The organism is Dryocola clanedunensis subsp. sulfonylureivorans (assembly GCF_016756775.1).
GTDB classification, from domain to species: domain Bacteria; phylum Pseudomonadota; class Gammaproteobacteria; order Enterobacterales; family Enterobacteriaceae; genus Dryocola; species Dryocola clanedunensis.
Window position 1 is genome coordinate 30,926 of the sequence record NZ_JAERMU010000024.1, and the last position, 21,444, is coordinate 52,369.

At 53.5% G+C, this 21,444-nt stretch carries 22 protein-coding genes and 1 pseudogene; 7 read left to right on the forward strand and 16 right to left on the reverse strand.

Annotated elements, in window-relative coordinates:
* Nucleotides 1-333: 333 nt before the first annotated feature.
* Nucleotides 334-750: a hypothetical protein gene (locus tag HYQ67_RS19920; RefSeq protein WP_202306728.1), complete on the forward strand. Its 417-nt coding sequence runs from the start codon at nucleotides 334-336 to the stop codon at nucleotides 748-750.
* A gap of 63 nt (nucleotides 751-813) precedes the next feature.
* On the opposite strand, the gene HYQ67_RS19925 is transcribed toward HYQ67_RS19920, so the two are convergent.
* Complete coding sequence (locus HYQ67_RS19925) at nucleotides 814-1,707, reverse strand: LysR family transcriptional regulator (protein ID WP_202306730.1); 894 nt, start codon at nucleotides 1,705-1,707, stop codon at nucleotides 814-816.
* Nucleotides 1,708-1,936: 229 nt separating this feature from the next.
* Between HYQ67_RS19925 and HYQ67_RS19930 the strand changes: the two genes are divergently transcribed.
* From HYQ67_RS19930 to lldD, 5 genes and pseudogenes are all read left to right on the forward strand, one after another.
* Nucleotides 1,937-2,344, forward strand: coding sequence for a (R)-mandelonitrile lyase (locus tag HYQ67_RS19930; RefSeq protein ID WP_237391350.1), 408 nt, complete (start codon nucleotides 1,937-1,939; stop codon nucleotides 2,342-2,344).
* Nucleotides 2,345-2,522: 178 nt separating this feature from the next.
* Complete coding sequence (locus tag HYQ67_RS19935) at nucleotides 2,523-2,921, forward strand: DUF2946 domain-containing protein (RefSeq protein ID WP_237391351.1); 399 nt, start codon at nucleotides 2,523-2,525, stop codon at nucleotides 2,919-2,921.
* A 42-nt stretch (nucleotides 2,922-2,963) separates the two neighbouring features.
* Nucleotides 2,964-4,331, forward strand: a pseudogene (locus HYQ67_RS19940) (PepSY-associated TM helix domain-containing protein); the annotation flags it as partial.
* A 241-nt stretch (nucleotides 4,332-4,572) separates the two neighbouring features.
* The gene (lldR, locus tag HYQ67_RS19945; RefSeq protein ID WP_202306736.1) at nucleotides 4,573-5,361 is read left to right on the forward strand and encodes a transcriptional regulator LldR; all 789 of its coding nucleotides are present in this window, start codon (nucleotides 4,573-4,575) and stop codon (nucleotides 5,359-5,361) included.
* Nucleotides 5,358-6,542 carry an FMN-dependent L-lactate dehydrogenase LldD gene (lldD, locus tag HYQ67_RS19950; RefSeq protein ID WP_202306739.1) on the forward strand — a complete coding sequence of 395 codons (1,185 nt, stop codon included), beginning with the start codon at nucleotides 5,358-5,360 and terminating at the stop codon, nucleotides 6,540-6,542. The genes lldR and lldD overlap by 4 nt, the downstream gene beginning before the upstream one ends.
* Before the next feature lie 58 nt (nucleotides 6,543-6,600).
* Here the strand turns inward: lldD and HYQ67_RS19955 are convergent, their stop codons facing one another.
* From HYQ67_RS19955 to cstA, 10 genes are all read right to left on the reverse strand, one after another.
* Nucleotides 6,601-6,909 (reverse strand): helix-turn-helix domain-containing transcriptional regulator, encoded by a 309-nt coding sequence (locus HYQ67_RS19955; RefSeq protein ID WP_202306741.1) that lies wholly within the window; start codon nucleotides 6,907-6,909, stop codon nucleotides 6,601-6,603.
* Nucleotides 6,899-7,231 carry a type II toxin-antitoxin system RelE/ParE family toxin gene (locus HYQ67_RS19960; protein WP_202306818.1) on the reverse strand — a complete coding sequence of 111 codons (333 nt, stop codon included), beginning with the start codon at nucleotides 7,229-7,231 and terminating at the stop codon, nucleotides 6,899-6,901. The genes HYQ67_RS19955 and HYQ67_RS19960 overlap by 11 nt, the downstream gene beginning before the upstream one ends.
* Before the next feature lie 257 nt (nucleotides 7,232-7,488).
* Entirely contained in the window at nucleotides 7,489-7,917 is a 429-nt protein-coding gene (locus HYQ67_RS19965) for an OsmC family protein (RefSeq protein WP_202306743.1), read from the reverse strand.
* 118 nt (nucleotides 7,918-8,035) lie between these two features.
* The gene (locus HYQ67_RS19970) at nucleotides 8,036-8,359 is read right to left on the reverse strand and encodes a type II toxin-antitoxin system VapC family toxin (RefSeq protein ID WP_348519222.1); all 324 of its coding nucleotides are present in this window, start codon (nucleotides 8,357-8,359) and stop codon (nucleotides 8,036-8,038) included.
* 68 nt (nucleotides 8,360-8,427) lie between these two features.
* Complete coding sequence (locus HYQ67_RS19975; RefSeq protein WP_202306753.1) at nucleotides 8,428-8,691, reverse strand: antitoxin; 264 nt, start codon at nucleotides 8,689-8,691, stop codon at nucleotides 8,428-8,430.
* A gap of 252 nt (nucleotides 8,692-8,943) precedes the next feature.
* Nucleotides 8,944-9,225, reverse strand: coding sequence for an acetolactate synthase small subunit (gene ilvN, locus HYQ67_RS19980; RefSeq protein ID WP_202306755.1), 282 nt, complete (start codon nucleotides 9,223-9,225; stop codon nucleotides 8,944-8,946).
* 3 nt (nucleotides 9,226-9,228) lie between these two features.
* Nucleotides 9,229-10,914, reverse strand: coding sequence for an acetolactate synthase large subunit (ilvB, locus tag HYQ67_RS19985; RefSeq protein ID WP_202306757.1), 1,686 nt, complete (start codon nucleotides 10,912-10,914; stop codon nucleotides 9,229-9,231).
* Nucleotides 10,915-11,025: 111 nt separating this feature from the next.
* Nucleotides 11,026-11,127, reverse strand: a complete 102-nt coding sequence (gene ivbL, locus HYQ67_RS19990; RefSeq protein ID WP_202306759.1) for an ilvB operon leader peptide IvbL — start codon at nucleotides 11,125-11,127, stop codon at nucleotides 11,026-11,028.
* Between the two features lie 157 nt (nucleotides 11,128-11,284).
* The gene (locus HYQ67_RS19995; protein WP_202306761.1) at nucleotides 11,285-11,482 is read right to left on the reverse strand and encodes a YbdD/YjiX family protein; all 198 of its coding nucleotides are present in this window, start codon (nucleotides 11,480-11,482) and stop codon (nucleotides 11,285-11,287) included.
* Between the two features lie 89 nt (nucleotides 11,483-11,571).
* Nucleotides 11,572-13,677, reverse strand: coding sequence for a pyruvate/proton symporter CstA (gene cstA, locus HYQ67_RS20000; RefSeq protein ID WP_202306763.1), 2,106 nt, complete (start codon nucleotides 13,675-13,677; stop codon nucleotides 11,572-11,574).
* Between the two features lie 755 nt (nucleotides 13,678-14,432).
* Between cstA and HYQ67_RS20005 the strand changes: the two genes are divergently transcribed.
* A complete protein-coding gene (locus HYQ67_RS20005; protein WP_202306765.1) occupies nucleotides 14,433-16,340 on the forward strand; it encodes an aryl-sulfate sulfotransferase in 1,908 nt (635 codons plus the stop codon).
* A gap of 78 nt (nucleotides 16,341-16,418) precedes the next feature.
* On the opposite strand, the gene HYQ67_RS20010 is transcribed toward HYQ67_RS20005, so the two are convergent.
* Genes HYQ67_RS20010 through HYQ67_RS20030 form a run of 5 tightly spaced genes read right to left on the reverse strand, consistent with a single transcriptional unit; the run spans nucleotide 16,419 to nucleotide 21,244 of the window.
* Nucleotides 16,419-17,315 carry a LysR family transcriptional regulator gene (locus HYQ67_RS20010; RefSeq protein WP_202306767.1) on the reverse strand — a complete coding sequence of 299 codons (897 nt, stop codon included), beginning with the start codon at nucleotides 17,313-17,315 and terminating at the stop codon, nucleotides 16,419-16,421.
* Nucleotides 17,316-17,360: 45 nt separating this feature from the next.
* The gene (locus tag HYQ67_RS24420; RefSeq protein WP_202306769.1) at nucleotides 17,361-17,699 is read right to left on the reverse strand and encodes a DUF202 domain-containing protein; all 339 of its coding nucleotides are present in this window, start codon (nucleotides 17,697-17,699) and stop codon (nucleotides 17,361-17,363) included.
* A complete protein-coding gene (locus HYQ67_RS20020) occupies nucleotides 17,696-18,040 on the reverse strand; it encodes a YidH family protein (RefSeq protein ID WP_202306771.1) in 345 nt (114 codons plus the stop codon). The genes HYQ67_RS24420 and HYQ67_RS20020 overlap by 4 nt, the downstream gene beginning before the upstream one ends.
* Nucleotides 18,041-18,089: 49 nt before the next feature.
* On the reverse strand, nucleotides 18,090-19,853 hold the full coding sequence (locus HYQ67_RS20025; RefSeq protein WP_202306773.1) for a sulfatase: 1,764 nt from the start codon (nucleotides 19,851-19,853) through the stop codon (nucleotides 18,090-18,092).
* Nucleotides 19,850-21,244, reverse strand: a complete 1,395-nt coding sequence (locus HYQ67_RS20030) for an MFS transporter (protein ID WP_202306775.1) — start codon at nucleotides 21,242-21,244, stop codon at nucleotides 19,850-19,852. The genes HYQ67_RS20025 and HYQ67_RS20030 overlap by 4 nt, the downstream gene beginning before the upstream one ends.
* Nucleotides 21,245-21,444: the final 200 nt, after the last annotated feature.

Below are 21,444 nucleotides of genomic sequence, written 5' to 3' on the forward strand. Positions count from 1 at the left end.
TTTCCTGATCTTCAAAGCGTGAATTGTCGGTGAGTAATAAAAGGTTTTATGATGCTCATGCACCTGCAAAATCAGGTGTCAGGATTGGCGTCCTGTAACTCAAACCGTGACTCTGGTCCATATCTCGTTTCCAGAAGATCACTGCTTTGCCTGACCACTCATGGCTTGATAGGATAGACTCCCTTGCCTGAGATGAATAATGGTGGCTCGGGCAGAGGAACCCATAAGGGTTCGCCGGATTGTTTGAGACGGTACGCCAACTCTGCCTGAGCTACCACCCGTGAAATTGGCGTTTCCGGTGTAGCATTATTCATTCTCAAACAAGGCAATAATATGACTACCCAAAACGATCTTCACCAGACCGATCTCGACTGTTTCGATATTATGGAAAGCTGTGAATTACTGACAGGCGTTATGCTGGAAAGTCAGAACCCGACGGAATACCGGGCCGCATGCAAATGCCTGAATATCTGTTTAAGCTCGCTGGAAAATGCCTTTACCCAGCCGCTTTCGGCATCGCGAATTGCACAGCTGACCAGCGATGAACCTGTAGAAAGAATTAATACACATTTTCACCAGCAGTCGGAATTACTGCGTCAGTACTGCCTGGCATTAGCCGAAGTTTTGTTAAACGCCGCTTTGCCACAGCAGACAAATAAAAAACTGACAGGATTATTATATGATCTGACCGATTATATGGCGGAAGATCTGCGCGCTCCGCGCTTTGCTCGCGGCCAACAGCTGCACTGAGTAACCCTGGGTCGCTAATTCTGGCGGAAAGTATTTATTCTCCGCCAGAATATATAAGAATCGCTATCGTTTAAACCTCAACGCCTCAACGAACAGCGCAAACGCGGTAGTGTGCTGCTTCCGGCTTGGGTAATACAGGTAGTAGCCCGGGAACGGTTCGCACCATTCAGTGAGGACCCGGATCAGGCGGCCATCCGCCAGCTCTTCGCTGACGGAATCATCCGGGACATAGGCCAGGCCAAACCCTGTCACGGCGGCATCCACGCGCTGGCGCAGGCTGTTAAACGTAAGCTGCCCGTCAACCCGCACTCTCAGTTCACGCCCATCGCGTTCAAACTCCCATGCGTACAGGCCGCCCATGGTCGGCAGGCGCATATTGATACAGCTATGGTTTTGCAGATCCTGCGGCGTTTGCGGTATGCCATATTTTTCGAAATAGGCCGGTGCGCCGACGACGGCCATGCTGAAGTCCGGGCCGATACGCACCGCTATCATATCTTTGGCCACCTGCTCCCCGAGGCGGATCCCGGCGTCAAACCGCTCGCTGACGATATCCGTCAGCGTGTTATCAACGGTGATCTCCACTTTGATATCGTCGTAGTCAGTTAAAAAAGATTTCAGCACCGGCCAGAGCACGGAATCCACCGCGTGCTCACCCGCCGTGATGCGGATATTCCCCGCCGGGCGTGCACGCATTTCGCTCAGAGCGACCAGCTCGCTTTCAATCTCCGCAAAACGGGGACCGAGGCTTTCTACCAGCTTTTCACCGGCTTCGGTTGGCGCGACGCTGCGCGTTGTGCGGGTCAACAGACGCAGCTCAAGGCGCTCCTCCAGCCCGCGTATGGCGTGGCTTAACGCCGACTGCGAGACGCCAAGCTTAGCGGCCGCCCTGGTGAAGCTGCGCTCGTGGGCGACCATCAGAAAGGAGATCAGATCGTTGAAGTTCTCTTTTAACATGCGGGTTCTCTGTGGGGTTAGCGGCCTGGATAAGTATACCGCCATTTATGATCTCAGCTCATAGCTCCTTTCGCTTTTAACGGTCTAATCGCGGCGGCGGAATGTCGGTAAAGTCTTTGTTCATTCAACGCCGGAACTTGTTTCCTATACTTCAGACTTAACGCACGTCGCTTCTGCCGCTGTGTTACCCCTGTTAATCCCGGCAGTAAATGCCGAAATGGAGGAAAAAATGGACGAGAAACTCAAAATTATCCACGCTGGCTCGCAGCCTTCTCAGACCGGCCCGGAAAACTATTTCACCGGTAAAGTCCGCATCGATGCTCCTTTCCACACCACTCCCCCTGCCCGCACCGGCGGTGCTACAGTCACCTTTGAACCCGGCGCACGCACGGCCTGGCACACTCACCCACTGGGACAAACGTTAATCGTGACCCAGGGAAGAGGATGGCTGAAAGAGTGGGGTTGCCCGACCCGCGAAATTAACCAGGGCGATATCGTCTGGATCCCGGAGGGCGTCAAGCACTGGCACGGCGCAACGCCGGACACCGCCATGACCCACATCGCCATCGCCGAATCGCTCGACGGTAGTCCGGTGGAGTGGATGGAGCAGGTTACCGACGACCATTACACAAAATAATGGCCTGCGGCAGTTTTGCGACCCGCTGCGGCGGGTTGACTGCTGCAGCCTCATAGCCCTGCTCACTCTTGGCCAAGCCCGTATCGTCAAAAGCGGCTGCTTTAACGTCAAAAGTTTTAACAAAACACCCACCCCCGGGTACAATCCGGCAACAAATATCTCTGCGCGAGTAGCCCGGTTGCCTTCTCTGTTCTCTTTTTCCCGCTGTAAATGGCCCTCGGCCTTCGCCCTGCTGGCGATGCTGATGCTGTTTATCGCCCCGGTGATTTCAAAATCACTGGAGCATCAGCGTGCGGGAACGAAACATCAGGGAATGGAACATCATATGATGATGGAGATGCCAGCAACGTCCCATCTGCTTCCCGACGTGGGCGCCTCGCTGATGGATGATATCGCCTGCGGCTACTGTCAGCTCCTGCTGCACGTGCCGCTGATTGTCTGGCTGTTTATCCCTCTGCTCTGGCAGGCCTCGCGGGTCACCCGAGCGCCACCTCCTCCCGTTATCGCCCCTCTTCTGCCCCAGCATGCTGACGCCGAAGCCCTTCCCCGCGCCCCTCCTGCTGCACCGCATCGTTAAATCACCTTTCCTTTAACGTTATGGCTATGCCACAGGATAACTATGTCTGTTTCCCAACCTCAGCTCGCCCCGCGCGGCGCGCTGCTGACGCTTTTGCGTCGCCTGCACTTCTATATCGGCCTGTTTGTCGGCCCGTTTATCTTCGTCGCGGCGCTTACCGGCACCCTGTATGTGCTGACGCCGCAGATTGAAAACGCGCTTTATCATGACGCTTTACGCACGCACGATAGCGGCCAGAACCAGCCTCTTTCCCGGCAAATTAACGCTGCGCGGCAATATATCGGCGAAGATGCTCAGCTTTATGCGGTTCGTCCTGCTCCGGGACCTGGCGAGACTACCCGCGTTCAGTTTAGCGACCCGACGCTGGGCGAGTCGGAATCCCGCGCCATTTTTATCTCCCCTTCCACCTTAGCCGTTACGGGCGATATGACGGTTTACGGCACCAGCGGCGTGCTGCCGCTGCGGACCTGGATCGATCGGTTTCATCGTGGCTTACTTCTGGGCGATGCGGGCAGGCTGTACAGCGAGCTGGCCGCATCCTGGCTTTGGCTGGCGGCGCTTGGCGGAATAGCGCTCTGGCTGACCTCTCGTCCGAAAAGAAAGGTAAAAGTGCGGGATACCCCGAAGGCTAAAGCCCGGCGCTGGCACATTGCTTTGGGCGCGGCGCTATTGCTCGGGCTGCTGTTTTTCTCAGCGACCGGGCTAACCTGGTCGCAGTGGGCGGGCGGCAATATCGACAGGCTGCGCAGCGAGCTGGGCTGGCTGACGCCGCAGGTTAACACCTCGCTTAAACCTCATGCCGGTATGCAGCACAGCGATCCCCATGCGGAACACCATGGCATGATGCCCGGCATGACAATGCCCACAACCGCGGACGAAAGCTGGGATCGCGTACTGCATGCGGGGCGCATGGCGGGCCTGACCTCCGACAAGCTGGAGATCCGCCCGCCGCGCGCGGCTGATAAAGCCTGGACGGTAACGGAAATAGACAGATCCTGGCCGACTCACGTGGATAGCGTGGCGGTCAATCCGCTGGACTACAGCATCATCGATACCGTCCATTTTGCTGATTTCCCGCTCGTTGCCAAACTGACCCGCTGGGGCATCGACGCCCATATGGGCGTGCTGTTCGGGCTGCCGAACCAGCTCCTGCTGGCCGCCTTCGGCCTTGGGCTATGCGCCATGATTATTCTGGGCTACCGGATGTGGTGGCTGCGCCGCCCGGTCGCCCCGGCGAGTAACCCCGCTCAAACGGTTAGCCAGGCGTGGCTCGTATTGCCCAGAGCCTGGCGTATCGCCGTGCTGCTCATCGCCATACTGCTGGGTTACGCACTGCCGGTGATGGGCGTTAGCCTGCTGCTGTTTATGGCAGTGGATATCTGCCGCTGGCGGCGGAAGTCCCTTAGGGCGCAAACCGCTTAGGCCGAAAACTCATCTACGTCATCTGCCGTTCCCTCCGGTGGATGACGCTTCGCTTATCCACCCTACGCCCATTGGTCCTACCAATCTCTTCAAAAATGTGATCGGCCTGTGGCTAACGGCAAAAACAACAACAATGCCGTTGCTAATGATTAACATTGAGTTAACCATAAGCTATTCATAACCGGATTTATCACTATTGGTCCTACCAATAAAACGAATGGGCAACCCCATGAAGGCAATACAGCCTCGCCTGGCCGACCGGCTTGCCGAGCGCGTTAAGGCGCTAATTAGCGAGCGTAATCTCGAAGCAGGAATGAGATTGCCCGCTGAACGCCAGCTCGCCGCAGAGATGGGCGCTTCCCGTTCTTCGGTTCGTGAGGCAATCCAGAAGCTTATCAGCGAAGGTATTTTGATAAGCCGCCGGGGCGGCGGCACTTTTGTGCGTTACGAGGTACAGCCCTGGTCAGAGCAGCGCATTGTCCAGCCGCTGAAAACGTTGATAGAGGACGATCCTGACTATCGTTATGACATTTTAGAAGCCCGTCACTCGATAGAATCCAGTACCGCCTGGTATGCCGCTATTCGCGCGACGCCCGCCGACAAAGAGAAGCTGATTGCCTGCTTCGACGCGACGGTAGCCTTTAAAGAAAGCGACGATCCGGACCTGGCCGCCCAGGCCGACGTGCGTTTTCATCTCGCCATTGCCGAAGCTTCTCACAACATTGTTCTGCTCCAGACGATGCGTGGTTTCTTCGACCTGCTGCAATCCTCCGTGATGCACAGCCGCCAGCGCATGTATACCGTCCCGGCTATTTTTGCCGGGCTGACAGAACAACATAACGAACTGTTGCAGGCGATTCTGGCAGGCGATCCCGAGCGCGCACGCCTGGCCGCCAGGACGCACCTTGGTTTTGTGCACCGCACGATCAAAACCCTGCACGAAGACGAAGCCCGGCAGACGCGCATTACCCGCCTGCCGGATGAAGATACCGACGCTACAAGGGAAAAGAACTCATGATTATTTCAGCCTCCTCCGACTACCGCGCTGCAGCTAAACGCATCCTGCCACCGTTCCTGTTCCACTATATCGACGGAGGGGCCTATGCCGAACATACCCTACGCCGCAACGTAGAAGATCTTGCAGAGGTGGCGCTAAAGCAGCGGGTGCTGAAAAACATGTCGGCGCTGAGTCTGGAAACAAAGCTGTTTAACGAAACGCTTTCCATGCCCGTGGCGCTGGCCCCGGTTGGGCTGTGCGGCATGTACGCCCGACGCGGTGAGGTGCAGGCGGCAAAGGCCGCCGCGGCGAAAGGCATTCCCTTTACGCTTTCCACCGTTTCCGTCTGCCCGATAGAAGAGGTGGCCCCGGCGATTGACCGTCCAATGTGGTTCCAGCTTTACGTTCTGAAAGATCGTGGGTTTATGCGCAACGCGCTGGAGCGGGCCAAAGCGGCCGGCTGCTCAACGCTGGTCTTTACCGTCGATATGCCAACGCCCGGCGCGCGTTACCGGGATGCGCACTCGGGCATGAGCGGACAGCATGCGGCGCTGCGCCGCTACTGGCAGGCGGTGACGCATCCGCAGTGGGCGTGGGACGTAGGGGTGAACGGTCGTCCGCACGATCTTGGCAATATCTCCACCTATCTGGGGAAACCTACCGGGCTGGAAGATTATATCGGCTGGCTGGCAAACAACTTTGACCCGTCTATTTCGTGGAGCGACCTGGAGTGGATCCGCGAGTTCTGGGACGGCCCGATGATCATCAAGGGTATTCTCGACCCGGAAGATGCAAAAGACGCGGTGCGCTTTGGTGCCGATGGCATCGTGGTGTCGAACCACGGCGGCCGCCAGCTGGACGGCGTGCTTTCATCCTGCCGCGCCCTGCCCGCCATTGCCGACGCGGTGAAAGGTGACATTGCTATTCTGGCCGACAGCGGCATCCGCAACGGGCTGGACGTGGTGCGCATGATTGCGCTGGGCGCAGATACCGTGCTGCTGGGCCGCGCTTATCTTTACGCGCTGGCAACCCACGGCCAGGCGGGCGTCACCAATCTGCTGAACCTGATTGAGAAAGAGATGAAGGTGGCGATGACGCTGACGGGGGCAAAAACCATCGCGGATATCAGCCCCGAGCTGCTGGTGCGCGAAGGCCTGAAGGAGATTCTTTCCCCGCAGTCCTCTATGGCGGTTGGGTTTTAGGGTTGCTGAATACTTACTCCTGGCCCGCCGCAAGGCGGGTTACTGACAACACAAAGGATTAAACATGCCCCGTCAGTTCAGAGAAGTGGATGCCTGCGGCGTGAAAAATTTTTTTGGTGGTGCTGATGGTCGGATTGCCGCGTTCAGATAGCGTGCGATAGAGCGTTTCCCGGTTCAGATTGGCTGCCCGGGCAATTTTTGAAATCCCACCGCGCGCTTCGACTAAACGACGAAGTGCCAGTAGAAACAGCGCTTCGCCATCTTCTTTATCAAGCTCCGCCAGCGCCTCTTTCAGATACTCAACGGCAAAATTGTGGTCGTCACGAAGCATCTCGATGACAAACTGGTCATGATCGCTAAAGGTCATACTCTCTTCCTTTCTGGTGCTGTTCCCACCAGGCAACCGCCTGATTGATATCCGCCTGCTGCTTTCTTTTATCGCCGCCGAGTAAGATCAGAAAGATCTCCCGGCCTTCTAAGGCATAGTAGATACGGTAGCCCGGCCCCTGATCGACTCTTAATTCCCATACCCCACTGCCACAGGGCGCATGATCGCCAGGGTTACCAAAACTGAGGCGGTCAAGACGCATAACAATTTTCGTCTTTGCAACCGGATCTTTCAGTACCCTTAGCCACTCTTTAAACGGCTCTTTGCCACGGAGCGTTTTGAAATAGCGAAGTCTTTTGATCCCTGAACCCTCAAATTGTAGCTTTTAAGCAACAGGTGTCAATACCTATTTTGCAACCAGAACGGTTATTCCGCCAATATGCTAATTCAGCTAACGGGGGGTCAGGAAAGACAATCTAAAAGGAAGTTGACGTTTTGCGGCGTGCTTTCCATAACAGAGAAATAGCAGCAAAAAAACCATATTAAACAACGAGATTAGGAAGAGAGAAAATCAAGACGTATAGCCCCCTGAAAACTCAGGAGGCAATGGGGAGAGAGTTAGTTAAGCTTATAATCCAGCGTAATTTCAGCTTTGATCAGCTGGGATACCGGGCAGCCGGCTTTCGCTTTCTGGATGATTTTATCAAATGCCGCGCTGTCCACGCCGGGCACTTTGACGTTGCTGGTCAGGGCGATTTTAGTGATGGCAAATCCGCCGTCCGTTTTGTCCAGCGAGACGTCGGCTGTCGTATCAATGCTTTCCGCCGTATGACCTTCCTCACCCAGCATCAACGACAGAGCCATTGAGAAACAGGCCGCGTGAGCAGCACCGATCAGCTCTTCCGGATTGGTGCCCGCGGCACCTTCAAAGCGAGTGTTGAAACCATAAGGTTGCTGTTTTAGCACACCGCTCTCGGTAGAAACCGTGCCTTTCCCGCGCTTAATATCACCTTCCCAGTGGGCCTGCCCTTTCTTATGAATGGTCATGCTTTCGCTCCTGTTTGATTGACATAGACATCAAGTATAGGAGCTAAGCGCGGGCTTGCCCGGGAACTCGGAGCATTCCTTCCGGGGCTGTAATATCCGGCCAATAGTAGATTACAAACTAAATTGCCCAGTCCTCAACGCTTAAGCCTGTAATATTTCCGAACGCGCGATCGCTGGTCACAAGGATTGTTTTCTCACAGACGGCATGCGCAGCGATGAGCATATCAAGCGAGCCTAAGACGATGCCTTTTTTTTCCAGGCGTGCCCTTAACTTACCGTACGTTTCAGCCGTTACGCTACCCCATTGGTAAACTGTTACCGCATCCAGAAACCCCATCACAGCGGCTTTGAGTTTCTTATTCTGCCTTTTTTCCACGCCGTACAGCAGCTCTGCTTCAGTAATACTTGAGATCGCGATGCGCGATGGTAGAACAGCAGAAATTCAGGCCATCACCTGAGGATGCTGCCGCAAAAAGTAGCTAACCGTATTGGTATCCAGCATATAGATCATCATTTGATTCCGGCAAAAGGATCTCTGTCAGCAGGCGGCTGATTACGCTCCTGCGCGTCGAGGAAGTTATCAGGTACCTGGGCTTTTTTGATAAGCGAGATCACATTTTCCCAGTTGTCTGGTTTTGCAGGTCTTTTTGAAAGAATCACGTTGCCCTCCTTGTCCCGTCGGATATACACCCGATCCGTATCAAATTCGAATTCCACCGGTAACCTCACTGCCTGGTTTCTACCGTTTTTAAAAAGCTTTGCAACACGCTCCATATCCCCTCCTGACCAGATACTGACCTATGCCAAAGCATAGGCCAAACACTGACTAAAACCAACTGACGCCAGCAAAGGACACACGGAAATTAGCGCATTCATGCATATCTTTCACGATGTTTTATAAGGAGAGATTAAATTCTGAGAAGGCTTTCTGAAGAAAATGAATGGCGTACAACTGGCAGCAAAATAAACCGGAGATCGCTCGCAAATTACGTGCTGGCGGAGGACTGCGCCTCCGCCATTAGAGTGTTACTGCACCAGCGCCGTCAGCTTGCTGAAGACCTGCTGGCCATCAGCGTCACGCCTGATTTGCACCACGTCTTCCAGCTTATCAACCTGGCTTATCATCTGCTCAAGGCGCTGGTCGTCGGCTACTTCAAGCCAGATGCGGCTCTGATCGCCGTCGGGTAGCGGCAGACAGAGTATGCCTTCGACGTTGAAGGCGCGGCGGGCAAACAGGCCACAGATATGGGACATCACACCCGGATGGTTGCGCACCGTAAGTTCCAGAATAACGGTTTGTTGTTGCATGGCTTACTCTCCAATCATCTCAATATTGGCAGCGCCTGGCGGCACCATCGGGAATACTTTTTCATCGGCGTCGGTGCGCACGTGGATCAGGCACGGCCCAGGGCGAGAGATCGCTTCCTGTAAGGCTGCCTGTGGATCGGCGGCCGCGTTCAGATCGCAGGTCGCCAGGCCAAAGCCCTCGGCAATTTTCAGGAAGTTCGTCTGGCCCGGATAGGTCGAGGCATAGACATTCTGCTGATAGAACAGCGTCTGCTGCTGGTGCACCAGCCCCAGCGCCTGGTTGTTCATAAGGATGATTTTCACGTCCAGATTATGTTCAGCGGCGGTGGCCATTTCCTGAATATTCATCATGATGCTGCCGTCGCCGGTAAAGCACAGCACTTTGCGGTTGGGTTCGGCAAGCGCGGCCCCTACGGCAGCAGGCAGGCCAAAGCCCATCGTGCCCAGCCCGCCGGAGGTCAGCCACTGGCGCGGCCGGTTCAGCGGATAAACCTGCGCCACCCACATCTGATGCTGGCCTACGTCGGTAGTGATAATCGCTTCGTCGTCAACGCAGGCGGCGGCCGCGTTAATCAGGCCGTAAGGCATTAACGGGTTATCTGCCCCCGGCTGGCTGAACGGAAATTCCTGCTGCAAACCCGCAACCTGCTGCAGCCACTGCTGACGGGGCTGCGCGTCGATTTTTGGCAGCAGCTGCTCCAGCACGTCGCCCACGTCCGCACGAATCGCGATATGGGCCTGTTTGATTTTGCCCAGCTCGGCGCGGTCGATATCCACGTGGATAATTTTTGCATTCGGACAGAACTGCTCTGTTTTCCCAATGGCGCGGTCGTCAAAACGCGCCCCCATGACAATCAGCAAATCGGCTTCCTGCAGGATGTAGTTAGTGCTGCGCGCACCGTGCATGCCCAGCATCCCCAGCGATAACGGATGTTTTGCCGGGATCGTCCCCAGCGCCATCAGCGTCATCGTGGTTGGCAGATTGGCTTTTTCGGCAAGTGCGCGAGCCTGTGCATGGGAGTTGATGATACCGCCACCGAGATACAGCACTGGGCGCTGCGCCTGGTTAATCATTGCTGCGGCATCCATGATTTGCTGAATGTCAAAGCCCGGAGAGGGAGTCGGTTCGGAAACCGCAGGCAGAGCGCTGATATCAATCTCCGCGGTTTGAACGTCTTTCGGGATGTCGATCCACACCGGGCCAGGACGGCCTGACTCGGCAATGCGAAACGCGTCGCAGATAACCTGCGGCAGCTCGTTGATATCGCGAACCAGGTAGTTGTGTTTGGTAATCGGGATGGAGATGCCGTAGGTGTCGACTTCCTGAAAGGCGTCGGTGCCGATCATGGATTTAGGCACCTGGCCGGTAATGCAAACCAGCGGGATGGAATCAAGTCGCGCATCGGCAATCGCGGTGACCAGGTTGGTTGCGCCGGGGCCGCTACAGGCGATGCAGACCGCCGCTTTGCCCTGCGTTCGCGCCATGCCTTGTGCCATGAAGCCCGCGCCCTGCTCATGACGAGCAAGAATATGGCGGATTTTCGTGCTCTGGCTTAAAGCATTGTAGAGCGGCAGGACGGTGCCGCCGGGGATGCCGCAGACGGTAGTGATGCCGTGGTGTTCAAGCATTTGCACAATCAGCTGTGCGCCAGTAATACGACCTTGCGGTGGGTTTTCCGAAATTGCCATGCTCCAGTCCTTCTTTTTATGCCGTCTCGCTTGCTGGCCGGGGGACTAAAACAAGAAACCCCGCCCGGTTTGCGCCGGCGGGGTTTTGGAATCGATGCGTTGATTCAGACCCTACGGCGCATTGCCGACGACGACCACCACCACACGCACGACCACCGCCGCGGCTGGTAGCGCGGTTAGTAGTAGGCCTGAGTTACGGGTGAATGGAGTCATTTGGGTCCTGAATAGTTATTGTGTATTGATAACGTCGAATTTCATACAAACACACAGCTTCGTTTCACACAACTGCTTTCTGCTGGATGGCGAAAAACCGTGCGTGCGATCACATAAACCAGATTGTCGTCACAATAAATTTAGACAGTCGCCTGGATCAGCAGCAGCGAGCGCCACCTTTGCCGCCGTAGCGCGCGTCCTGGCGTTCGCGGAAAAACTCTTCATAGGTCATCGGCGTCTGCTCCGGGTGGGTCAGGCGCATATGCTGGACGTAGTTGTCGTAGTCCGGCACGCCGACCATCATTTTGGCGGCCTGCCCGAGGTATTTTCCTGCTTTTGCCAGGTTATCGAACATATCTTTACTCCAGAGATCCCGGTGGATGGCGCTGACGCTTATCCACCCTACCTCTTCGTAGGGCGAATAGCATCAGTTCTGTCAGATAGTTAGTGTGCGCTCTTAGCCTCGGCCACGATCGCATCCAGATCCTCAGGCATTTTCTCGTAAGGCGTTTCGCTGGCGGTCGGCCTGTCTGACTTCAGCGCTCTGAGAGCGGTTTTAATTGAGAACAGGGCGATAACGACGACCACGACCATAAAGAAAATGGTCAGCCCGGCGTCCAGACGGTTGTTGAAGACCAGCTGAGAAAGCTGCGACTGGGTGTACTGCGGCGGGATATTGCCGCTGTCGATCATCGCCTGGAACTTGTTGGCGATCGCCAGGAAGCCCACCTTCGCATCCGGGCTGAACGCTTTCTGCCAGCCCGCCGTCAGGGTACAAATTAGCAGCCAGGCCGTTGGCACCAGCGCCACCCAGGCGTATTTCTGCCGTTTCATTTTGAACAGCACGACGGCGCAGAGCATCAGCGCCATCCCTGCCAGCATCTGGTTGGCGATACCAAACAGCGGCCACAGGGTGTTGATGCCGCCGAGCGGGTCGACCACGCCCTGGTGCAGGAAATAGCCCCACGCCAGCACGCACAGCGCCGTCGCCAGCAGGTTCGCCGGTAGCGAATCCGTTCTTTTCAGGCTCGGGGAAATCACGCCCAGCAGATCCTGGAGCATAAAGCGCGCCGCACGGGTTCCTGCATCCACCGCCGTCAGGATGAACAGCGCTTCAAACAGAATGGCAAAGTGATACCAGAACGACACGTCCATCAGACCGCCCAGCGCCCCGTGGAGAATGTAAGCCATCCCCACGGCAAGCGTCGGCGCACCACCGGCACGCGAGATAATGCTCTGCTCGCCCACTTCGTTGGCAATGTTAGTCAGGGTATCCGGCGTGATGTGGAAGCCCCAGCTGCTGACGACGCTCGCCGCAGACGCCACAACGTCCGCCGTACCTGCCGGAGCCAGCACCGCCATCGGGCTGTTCATCGCAAAGTAGACGCCCGGGTCGATAACGCAGGCCGCCACCAGCGCCATAATGGCCACAAACGACTCCATCAGCATGCCGCCGTAGCCGATGAAGCAGGCCTGGTTTTCATTCGCCAGCATCTTCGGCGTGGTGCCGGAGGCAATCAGCGCGTGGAAGCCGGAGACCGCGCCGCAGGCGATGGTGATAAACAGGAACGGGAACAGGTCGCCGGTCCATACCGGGCCGGTGCCGTCGATGAATTTGGTCAGGGAAGGCATTTGCAGCGTCGGCCGCATAATCAGAATCCCGATGGCCAGCCCGATGATTGTGCCGATTTTCAGGAAGGTGGAGAGGTAGTCGCGCGGGGCCAGCAGCAGCCACACCGGCAGCACCGCCGCCACAAAACCGTAGCCCACCAGCATCCACGTCAGCTGTACGCCGGTATAGTCGAAGTACGGCGCCCAGGTTGGGCTTTCGGCCACCCAGCCGCCGGAAATAATCGCGAAGATCAGGCACACCAGGCCAATAACGGAAACTTCACCGATGCGCCCGGGGCGTAAATAGCGAATGTAGACGCCCATAAACAGCGCCAGAGGAATGGTGAACGCGACGGTGTAGGTTCCCCACGGGCTGTGGGTCAGCGCCTTCACCACGATCATCGCCAGCACCGCCAGGATGATCACCATGATCATAAAGCAGGCCACCAGCGCGATAACGCCGGCGGTGTTGCCCATCTCCTCTTTCACCAGCTCGCCCAGCGAACGCCCGTCGCGGCGGGTGGAGACAAACAGCACCATAAAGTCCTGCACCGCACCGGCCAGCACCACGCCCGCCAGCAGCCACAGCATGCCCGGCAGATAACCCATCTGCGCGGCAAGCACCGGCCCGACCAGCGGCCCTGCCCCGGCAATAGCGGCAAAATGGTGACCGAACAGCACTTTCTTGTCCGTCGGCACGTAGTCCAGCCCGTCGTTATGGCGCACGGCGGGCGTCATGCGGGTGGCATCCACCGTCAGAACGCGCTTCGCAATAAACAGACCGTAGTAACGATAAGCGATGAGATAGACGCAAACCGAAGCGACGACGATCCACAGTGCGTTGATCTGTTCGCCCCGGTTAAGCGCGATATAGCCGAGCGCGAAGGCCCCGATAATCGCCAGCACTGCCCATATCAGGTGTTTACCTGGAGTATTCATGTTTGTTTTCCGTTGTCAGGCCAGAAACGTGGTGATGTTACATTTTGTTTCTAGAACACAGTTCGGAATTTAACAATATTGGAACATTGGAATGGTGCGGTTTGACCAGGTATTTACACCAGCTTGCCAGGGCGATCACTTTTTGGTGAGAAATAGGGCTCGGCCTGAGTCGATGCCGACAGGCAGCTTTCAGCAGAGTGCGTAAGTTACCTCTGGACATCAATGGCTAATAGGCATAGTAGCCAACTTATGAGAACGCGCCTGAAACAAAGGAAAACCGGTCCTTTCAAAATTTAATACTTCATACACTTAAATTCAGTTTCTGTACGATGAACATCCATACTCAAGGATCTAAAAATATGATTGGTGATGATACTGAGGCGCCTAAGTTTAATTTTAATTTTAGTGTGAATTCATCAAGATAATATATACCCACTGAAGCCTAATGTATCTAAAAAATTAAATTTCATCATGTGACTATATAGACTGGTGGGTTGTCTCCTGAACAGGCTTTTCGCATTTACCCGAAAAAAATTTAATAATAAACAATGGTCTTATGCGACATGGTTAACAAAACGCATCATAAATTATGATTAGCATGCTCTTCGGCGTTATTGGAAAGGATATCAGCCACAGGATGAATAATACCGAGCAGTCATTACTGTTGCAGAAGGATATATCATCAGATGGATGCAGGGCGTCTTATTATACTGAAGTCCTGCACCCATAACTTTCTAAACAAAAGAGAACTCACCATGGCTATACCTACACACTTAGGATATCGTGATCCAGGGGATGGATCTTATAACCCGGGATTACAATTAGATATTGAACCTATCCTGCGAGACAATCAGATATATCATGATTTTATTTCTGACATTACTGAGTCAAATATTTTAAGTAATGATTTAATTAAATACGAGCAGGATCTGTTTGGGCGATCGCCTCTTTCTGCTATGTTTGGTTTCTGGAACCACTATGCTGCATTGACCGTTTCTGTTACGTCACCTGAAATTGATGACATTCCCGAAATTACCCATACCTATACTGACCTCCCAACAGGACAGGCAATAGCATTGCCGATACTGGGTTTTGTCGCCAGAAAAGGCAAGACGACCGCCAATGAAGTCAGAATCTCAAGCATTGATGGTTTAGTCTTTACCGGAAGCTATGTCCTTCCACCGCTCCCTCTAACGGATGCAGAAGCGGAGGGAAGCAACGGCTTCCCTGAAATTCAGATCAACCGTACAGCGGCAGAAGATGATGTTGGAAATGATTTATTTTTCACGGCGGTTGCTCCCGGTCGTGCTTTTATTGCCTTTGACAGACAGGCGAACGTTCGCTGGTATATCCTGGCTGGCGATCCCGATACGGCACCAGAACTGTGCCTGCCGACTTATAATAATGTTCGCCTGTCGGATGGAACCTTTATTGGCTCGGACGATCACTTAAGAAACTACTACACCCCTGTTGATTTAGAAGCTAATGAGCCGCCTGGTCAACGTGAGCTCTGGCGTTTTGATGCAACAGGGCGTGTTCACGGTGTTTATTTCATTCGAGACAGAGCGCATCACTCATTAATGGAACTGCCAGGGGAAAATGCCCTTTTGTATGCCTCTGATTATATCAGCAACCGCAAAAGTAATGAGGGGCCTAATCCTGACAATGCCAATCAGGGGCCGACATCCGAAGACTGCATCGCAGTTCTGGATTTGGCATCCGGCTTTGAAAAGAGTTACTACGATCTTCGTATTATTCTTAATTTCTGGCGTACACCAGTGCCGTTGGATTTATCTATTTCCAACACCTATGACTGGGTGCATCTTAACCAGGTGGACTGGGATCCGGTTTCAAATCTACTGCTCGCCTCCTGTCGCCACCAGGGAACCATTGCAGGGATTGAGAGGGATACCGGCGCCCTAAGTTTTATCTGTGCAAACCATGACGACTGGCAGGTTACCGAAAATGGTATATCGACGACTGACTGGTCTGATTTGCTGCTGACACCTGTTAATCCAGATACCGATCTTCCCTATGATTTGACAAACCCGGCGCAAAAAGCGGAAGCCGACCGGAAATTCTGGACCTGGGGCCAGCACAATGTACAAGTTCTGGTGGGAGACACTTCTTCATCGTCCGTAATTGATTTTTCAGTGTTTAATAACGGGAATTTTCGTACCCGGACGATGGCGACTGGCGTGGTGGCATCAGAAAACGCATCCCGTTGTGCCCACTACCGGGTTGACCTTAACAATCGTGAAGTGAGGAAGTTGTCTGAATATGGTGAAACAGAAGTTGGTGCTAAGGGTTATAGCCCGTATGTTTCCACTGCCCGTTTCTTTAACTATCAGGATAACGCTGCTTTTCCGCGCGTGTTTGTGAATTTCGGCGGCAGTAATTTTCAGGATAACGCTGCTTATACTGACGGGCTTGCACTGACGATTGAACCGGGATATTCAGACCGTATAGATCCGGCTGAGGACCTGCTGGGGCCATTTCAGGGCCGAGTGATACTCCAGGAAGTGGATTTAAATACAGCCACGCCACTTTTTGACATCCAGCTGACGTCAGGAAAATTCAAAATGCCTGCAGGTGATGAAAGCGATATCCGTCGTATCGATCTGTATTCGTTCCGGGCGTACAAGATGCCACTGTATGCCTGATTTATGAAACGGCTGTTGTCAGCCTATCGAAATGCGCCAAACGAAATTCTCAGTTGGCGCATTTTTAGTTGAAATGGGTCAGAATTGATCCCGCGAGGCGATAAGCGTGTCGATAAACGCTTTTTTATGGGCATATTTGAGGGCGTCGTCGATATACATAATACCGCTCACAAAAGTTGTCAATGTTTCAGCAACATCCAGGACCTTCAGCCCACGGCTTTTGGCTTCCGCCTCAAGCTGCAGAGGAAGTGCCAACAGACAATGGTTCTGTTTTGCAAGAGTAATTGCGGTAGAGACAGAATACACCTCGAAGCGGACCCGTTCGGGGGCGATGGCGCATAATAATGGATCGTCAGCTTCTTCCTCGCCAGCTTCATGACGTAGACGAACCCAGTTACACTGATTTAACTGTTCTGTGGTGATCTTTTTGGCCCCGGCCAGTGAGTGCTCCAGGGGACAGAACAACTTGAAACGAGTGGTGATCACCGGAATGTAATGAATGGAGGATATCTGTGCGTCAGCGGGTGGAATGGCACCCAGCGCCAGATCGCACTCTCCCTTCAACAAATGTTGTTGTCCCAGCGTGCTGTTGCTGTTGCGGATAACCATTCTTATATCAGGATACGACTGTACATAGCTTTGCATCAGGCTAAACAGTACACCGTGGCTCCAGGCATGACCGCATTCGAGCACCAGCGTCTGACGATGGCTGCGTTTAAGAATATCAATATCCTGCATGGCCTGGCGATAGCTTCTGTCAAGCAGGCAACCGTGCTGATAGAGACGTTCTCCATAGAGCGTCAGCGAGAGGCCTTTACCTTCCCTTATGACCAGTGAAACTTCCAGCGCAGATTCCAGACGCTGGATATTCTGTGTCAGCGTGGGTTGAGAAATACACAGTTTTTCGGCTGCCGCTGTGAAGGTTTTTTTATCTGCCAGCACCTTGAACTGGTAAATCAGTTTATGTAAGTGCATATCGCTCTCCGAAGCCGCTCTCTCTGTCTAAGCCACAGGCTATCGTCATGTTGAGAATAATGACAGTCCTCCCTGTAGGGTCACGGCCAGACTATTCAGACAAAGCGAAAGACAAATCAGGGACTTCGCACACTGTGAAAATCGAGAAACTGGGTGAGTATCCTGCATGATGACCTTCTGCCGCCACTGTGTCAGGGCGAGCATCAGGGTTGCAAAAAGAAAAGATGCACTGCCCAAAGCTGTCAGTAGAAGACTGTCCTGACTGTAACCTGAGCGTACTGTTGCGAGCGCCAGTACCATAGCGGAAAACGCGGTTCGCTGCCAGGATAGCGCCGTGCGCTCCGGCTGCAGGCCTGGATCCCGTTCGCGTAATATGGTGTTCATGCAGTGACCATAATAGCCAGCATGCAGAGGATACCTGCAGACAGGCCCCCACTCAGCCACAGTAACAATCCCGGAAAAGGCAGAGCACAATCCTGACGCATTGCCTGTTCATTGCTGTGCCAGCGGCGATAGCCATAAAAGGATAGCCCGGCTGCGGTCAGTCCCAGAGCAACGACCAGTACGCCACGCAGCATGCCAGGGGCAAGGTTAACGGCAAGCTGATCTACGGCGATAGCGGCGGCCATGAATGCCAGTGCGGTGCGTATCCATGCCAGAAATGTGCGTTCGTTTGCAAGAGTAAACCGGTAATCCGGAAATTTATCCTGTTGCTGAGTTTTCATCGGATCTCCGAAAGTGCAGCCCCTCACCGCCAGGCGGTAAGGGGAATTATCAGTAAGGCTTGTTAAACAAGGACATCAGAGCAGGTTCGAAATGGCCGTTTTCATAACAGCTGACGATATCCTGACGGCGAAGCTCATGACTGCTACAGGTTTCAACCAATGCCTGAATCAATGTTTTTCCACCAGGGTATGCGGCAATTTCCAGCAGTAGTGTCCGCGTGTCCGGGTGCATCTTCAAGGTATGAAGCGGCCCCAGAAGCTCTTCCATACACGCTGTTCGCTGTCGGTGCTCTTCCACCACCCAGGCTTCCGTTATATGTTCGGGATCGGTTGGGATCCCCAGACGCAGCCATTCATCGGCAGGCGCTTCAGTAGCGCTAAGGGCTTGCGAGAGCATTCTGACAAAAGCCGCTTCCAGAGCAGGGTCATATAACGGATGCTCCTGTTGTTTATCCTTCTCCAGATCGAACAAAAGATTGCCATGGGCGTACGAGCTGTAAAACCCTGCTGAAGCTGGTAGCTTCAGCAGCGGAGTATGTCGGGTGAAAGCAAAGCCGGGAGAGAGAGCCGCATCACGTAACTCCTCATCATTGAACATGCGGCGCATACGGGTCGGCATCAGGGTATATTCATAAAGAGGCGTATTTTCCGGTGTCCGGCTGCCGCGCATGTAGACATGACGCCCGTCCGTAATGGAGACGTGTGCACCGAAATAGCCAAAAATGGCATTTTCCTTAACGCAGCTGTTATCCGACAGCGCCGGTAGCAATGAATTCCCGGTCATCTGTGGCGTTTTTTCTACACCAAAGGCATCAAGTAACGTCACGGCGACATCGTGCATCTGGGCGAGGGTATCGTGGCTTTCATTCGCTCGTTTGCTGCACGGGTCCCAGATGAAAAACGGGACATGTGCAATTTCGTTATACACCGGCATCACGCTTTTCCCCGACCACTCCTTTTCTCCGAAAAGAAAACCATGGTCGGTGTTCACGATAAGCAGCGTGTCCTGCCACATATCATGTTCATCGAAGAAATCTAATACCTTGCCCAGGTATTCATCACACATCATCATCAGAGCCTGATAATGCTTCTGTCCGCTGGCTATCTTCCCTGGATTGTTGATCCTTTCCGTTGAGCTGTATTCCGGCCAGTCATCAGTATTGTTGAGCAGCTCGGGGTCGACCATTCTTTTAAAGCGATCGGGTACGAAGAAAGGTTCATGTGGGTCAAAGCTTTCAATCTGCAGGAGCCAGTTGTCCTCGGTATGGTTTTCAGCAAGAAACTCCAGGCCGGCCTGATAGCAACGTGCCTGAGGGTAGTCCCGCTCTTCAACCATATAACTACGGTTGATTTGATCGTGGCGTATCATGTTCCGACGCAGTGGTTCCGCCTTCTGCCACGAATCCAGATGCTCTTCCCCACGAAAACCAAGCCGGGCTTTCCACAGGTCGCCTTCCTGTCCGCGAATAAACTCATAGCTGCTGTAGCGGTTATGGTACGTTGCTCCACCATCTTCCCAGTAGTGCTGATGATCGGTAATGAGATGGGAATAAATCCCATTTTTCTTGAGGATCTCAAACACCGAATCATCAAAAGGTTCCAGCGGACCCCAGCTGCGGTGCAGGAAATTCAGTCTGCCGGTATGCAGATCACGGCGTGCTGGCATGCAGGGCATAGAACCGACATAAAAGTTATCAAATTTGACGGTATGTTCACCCAGACGCCGGAAATTCGGCATTCCACCGATGTCCGGGTTGTAATTAGGCAGTTTGTTCCGGGTTAACGTGTCAAACATCAGGATCACTGCTTTCATTTCATCCCCTTTTCGAGTTCAAGCACAATTTTCTGGTGATAACGGTTATTCAGTGGGTAGAAACACATGCTCAGCAGCGCAAGTAATTTGCCTATCACCGGCGTCATTATCATCATAAAGGCCAGGCCATTGACGGTTTCGGCACTCTGCGATGTGGCTCCCGGAGCATAGTTGATAGCATCCAGGGTATAACCGAGAATGAACGCACCGATGGCCGAACCAAATTTGTTGGAAAAGGTGAGTGTGGACGAGGCAATACCTGCCGCATTCTGCCGGGTTCGCCACTGGATCTCATCCGCACAGTCAGTGACCATCATCCACGTCAGCAGAGATGCCCCCTGTGTGAAGCACATAATCAACCCCAGCATGACCATAACGTAGCGGGGAGCCGCAGGGTCGAAAGTGAAATACAACACAATAGAGGATAAGATTGTCAGCAGGCACATGCTGACAAAACTGGTTTTGTTGCCAAAATACGTCACCAGTATCTTCACCACTAAATAAGCGACCGCGCCAAAGCAGACGTTGAACAGTGCGCTCGTTTTGACGTAACCCGAATCTCCCAGAACATAGGTGAAAAACTGCACCGTAATTCCAGACGACATGGCCAGCACAAGAGTATTAGCCACCGACATGGCTGCCAGTGAAATCAGGGAGCGGCTTTTAAATGCCAGCGACATCTGGCTGAAGATATCCTTCATGGAAGTGGAGCCTGTCGTCGTCTCTTCAGCCAGACGTTCCAGCGTATCGTTATTTCTGGCACCCCAGGCGCAGACCAGGAAGCCGAGGGTAATCAGAATGCCAAATATCACACCCAGCATCTGATAGCCGGACGTGTCAATAATCACCTTTCCCGCGCTGTCGTGATGCTGACTAAAGTTTTCGAGGATATAAACCCCGCCGGCACTGACAATAAACTGCGTCAACAGCCCGGTGAACTGTTTAATTAAAACGATATTCGAACGTTCTTTAACATCATTCGTCAGATAGGCTGTCAAAGAGTGATAGGGAATATTAGCGGCGGTGGAGATAATAGAATACAGAATATAAGCCGCATACATGTAGATAATTTTTGTCAGTCCGCCGAACTCTGGCGAGGAGAAAACCATCCAGGTGGTGAGGCCGACAAAAGGCGCACTCATCATTACCCAGAAACGGTATTTGCCAAATCGTGACCGGGTTCGGTCGCCAATGGCCCCCATTAAGGGGTCGGTAAAGGTATCAATCAGTCGTGACACCAGAGTAATGACTCCGACAGTAACCGGACTAATTCCGTACACATCTGTAGCAAACGTGATGAAGAATATCAGCATCACGTAAAAACCTAAATTTGATGAGAATCCACCACCGATTGCATAAGTGAGACGATCTGTTGTTGTCAGTCTTTTCATCTTTTTCTCTGCAGGGTTGTTTCACTGAATGTTTACAGTATCCCCGGGCACATAGCGCTGATAATTGAATTAACCTTTAGTGCTATAGGTTAATCCTATACAAACAAAGACTATGAGAAACTATCGTTGTAAAAACAAGTCACTACCCATCTTAATATTGATGGGCTAGCGGATTATAAATATCTAAAAATGTGAACTGG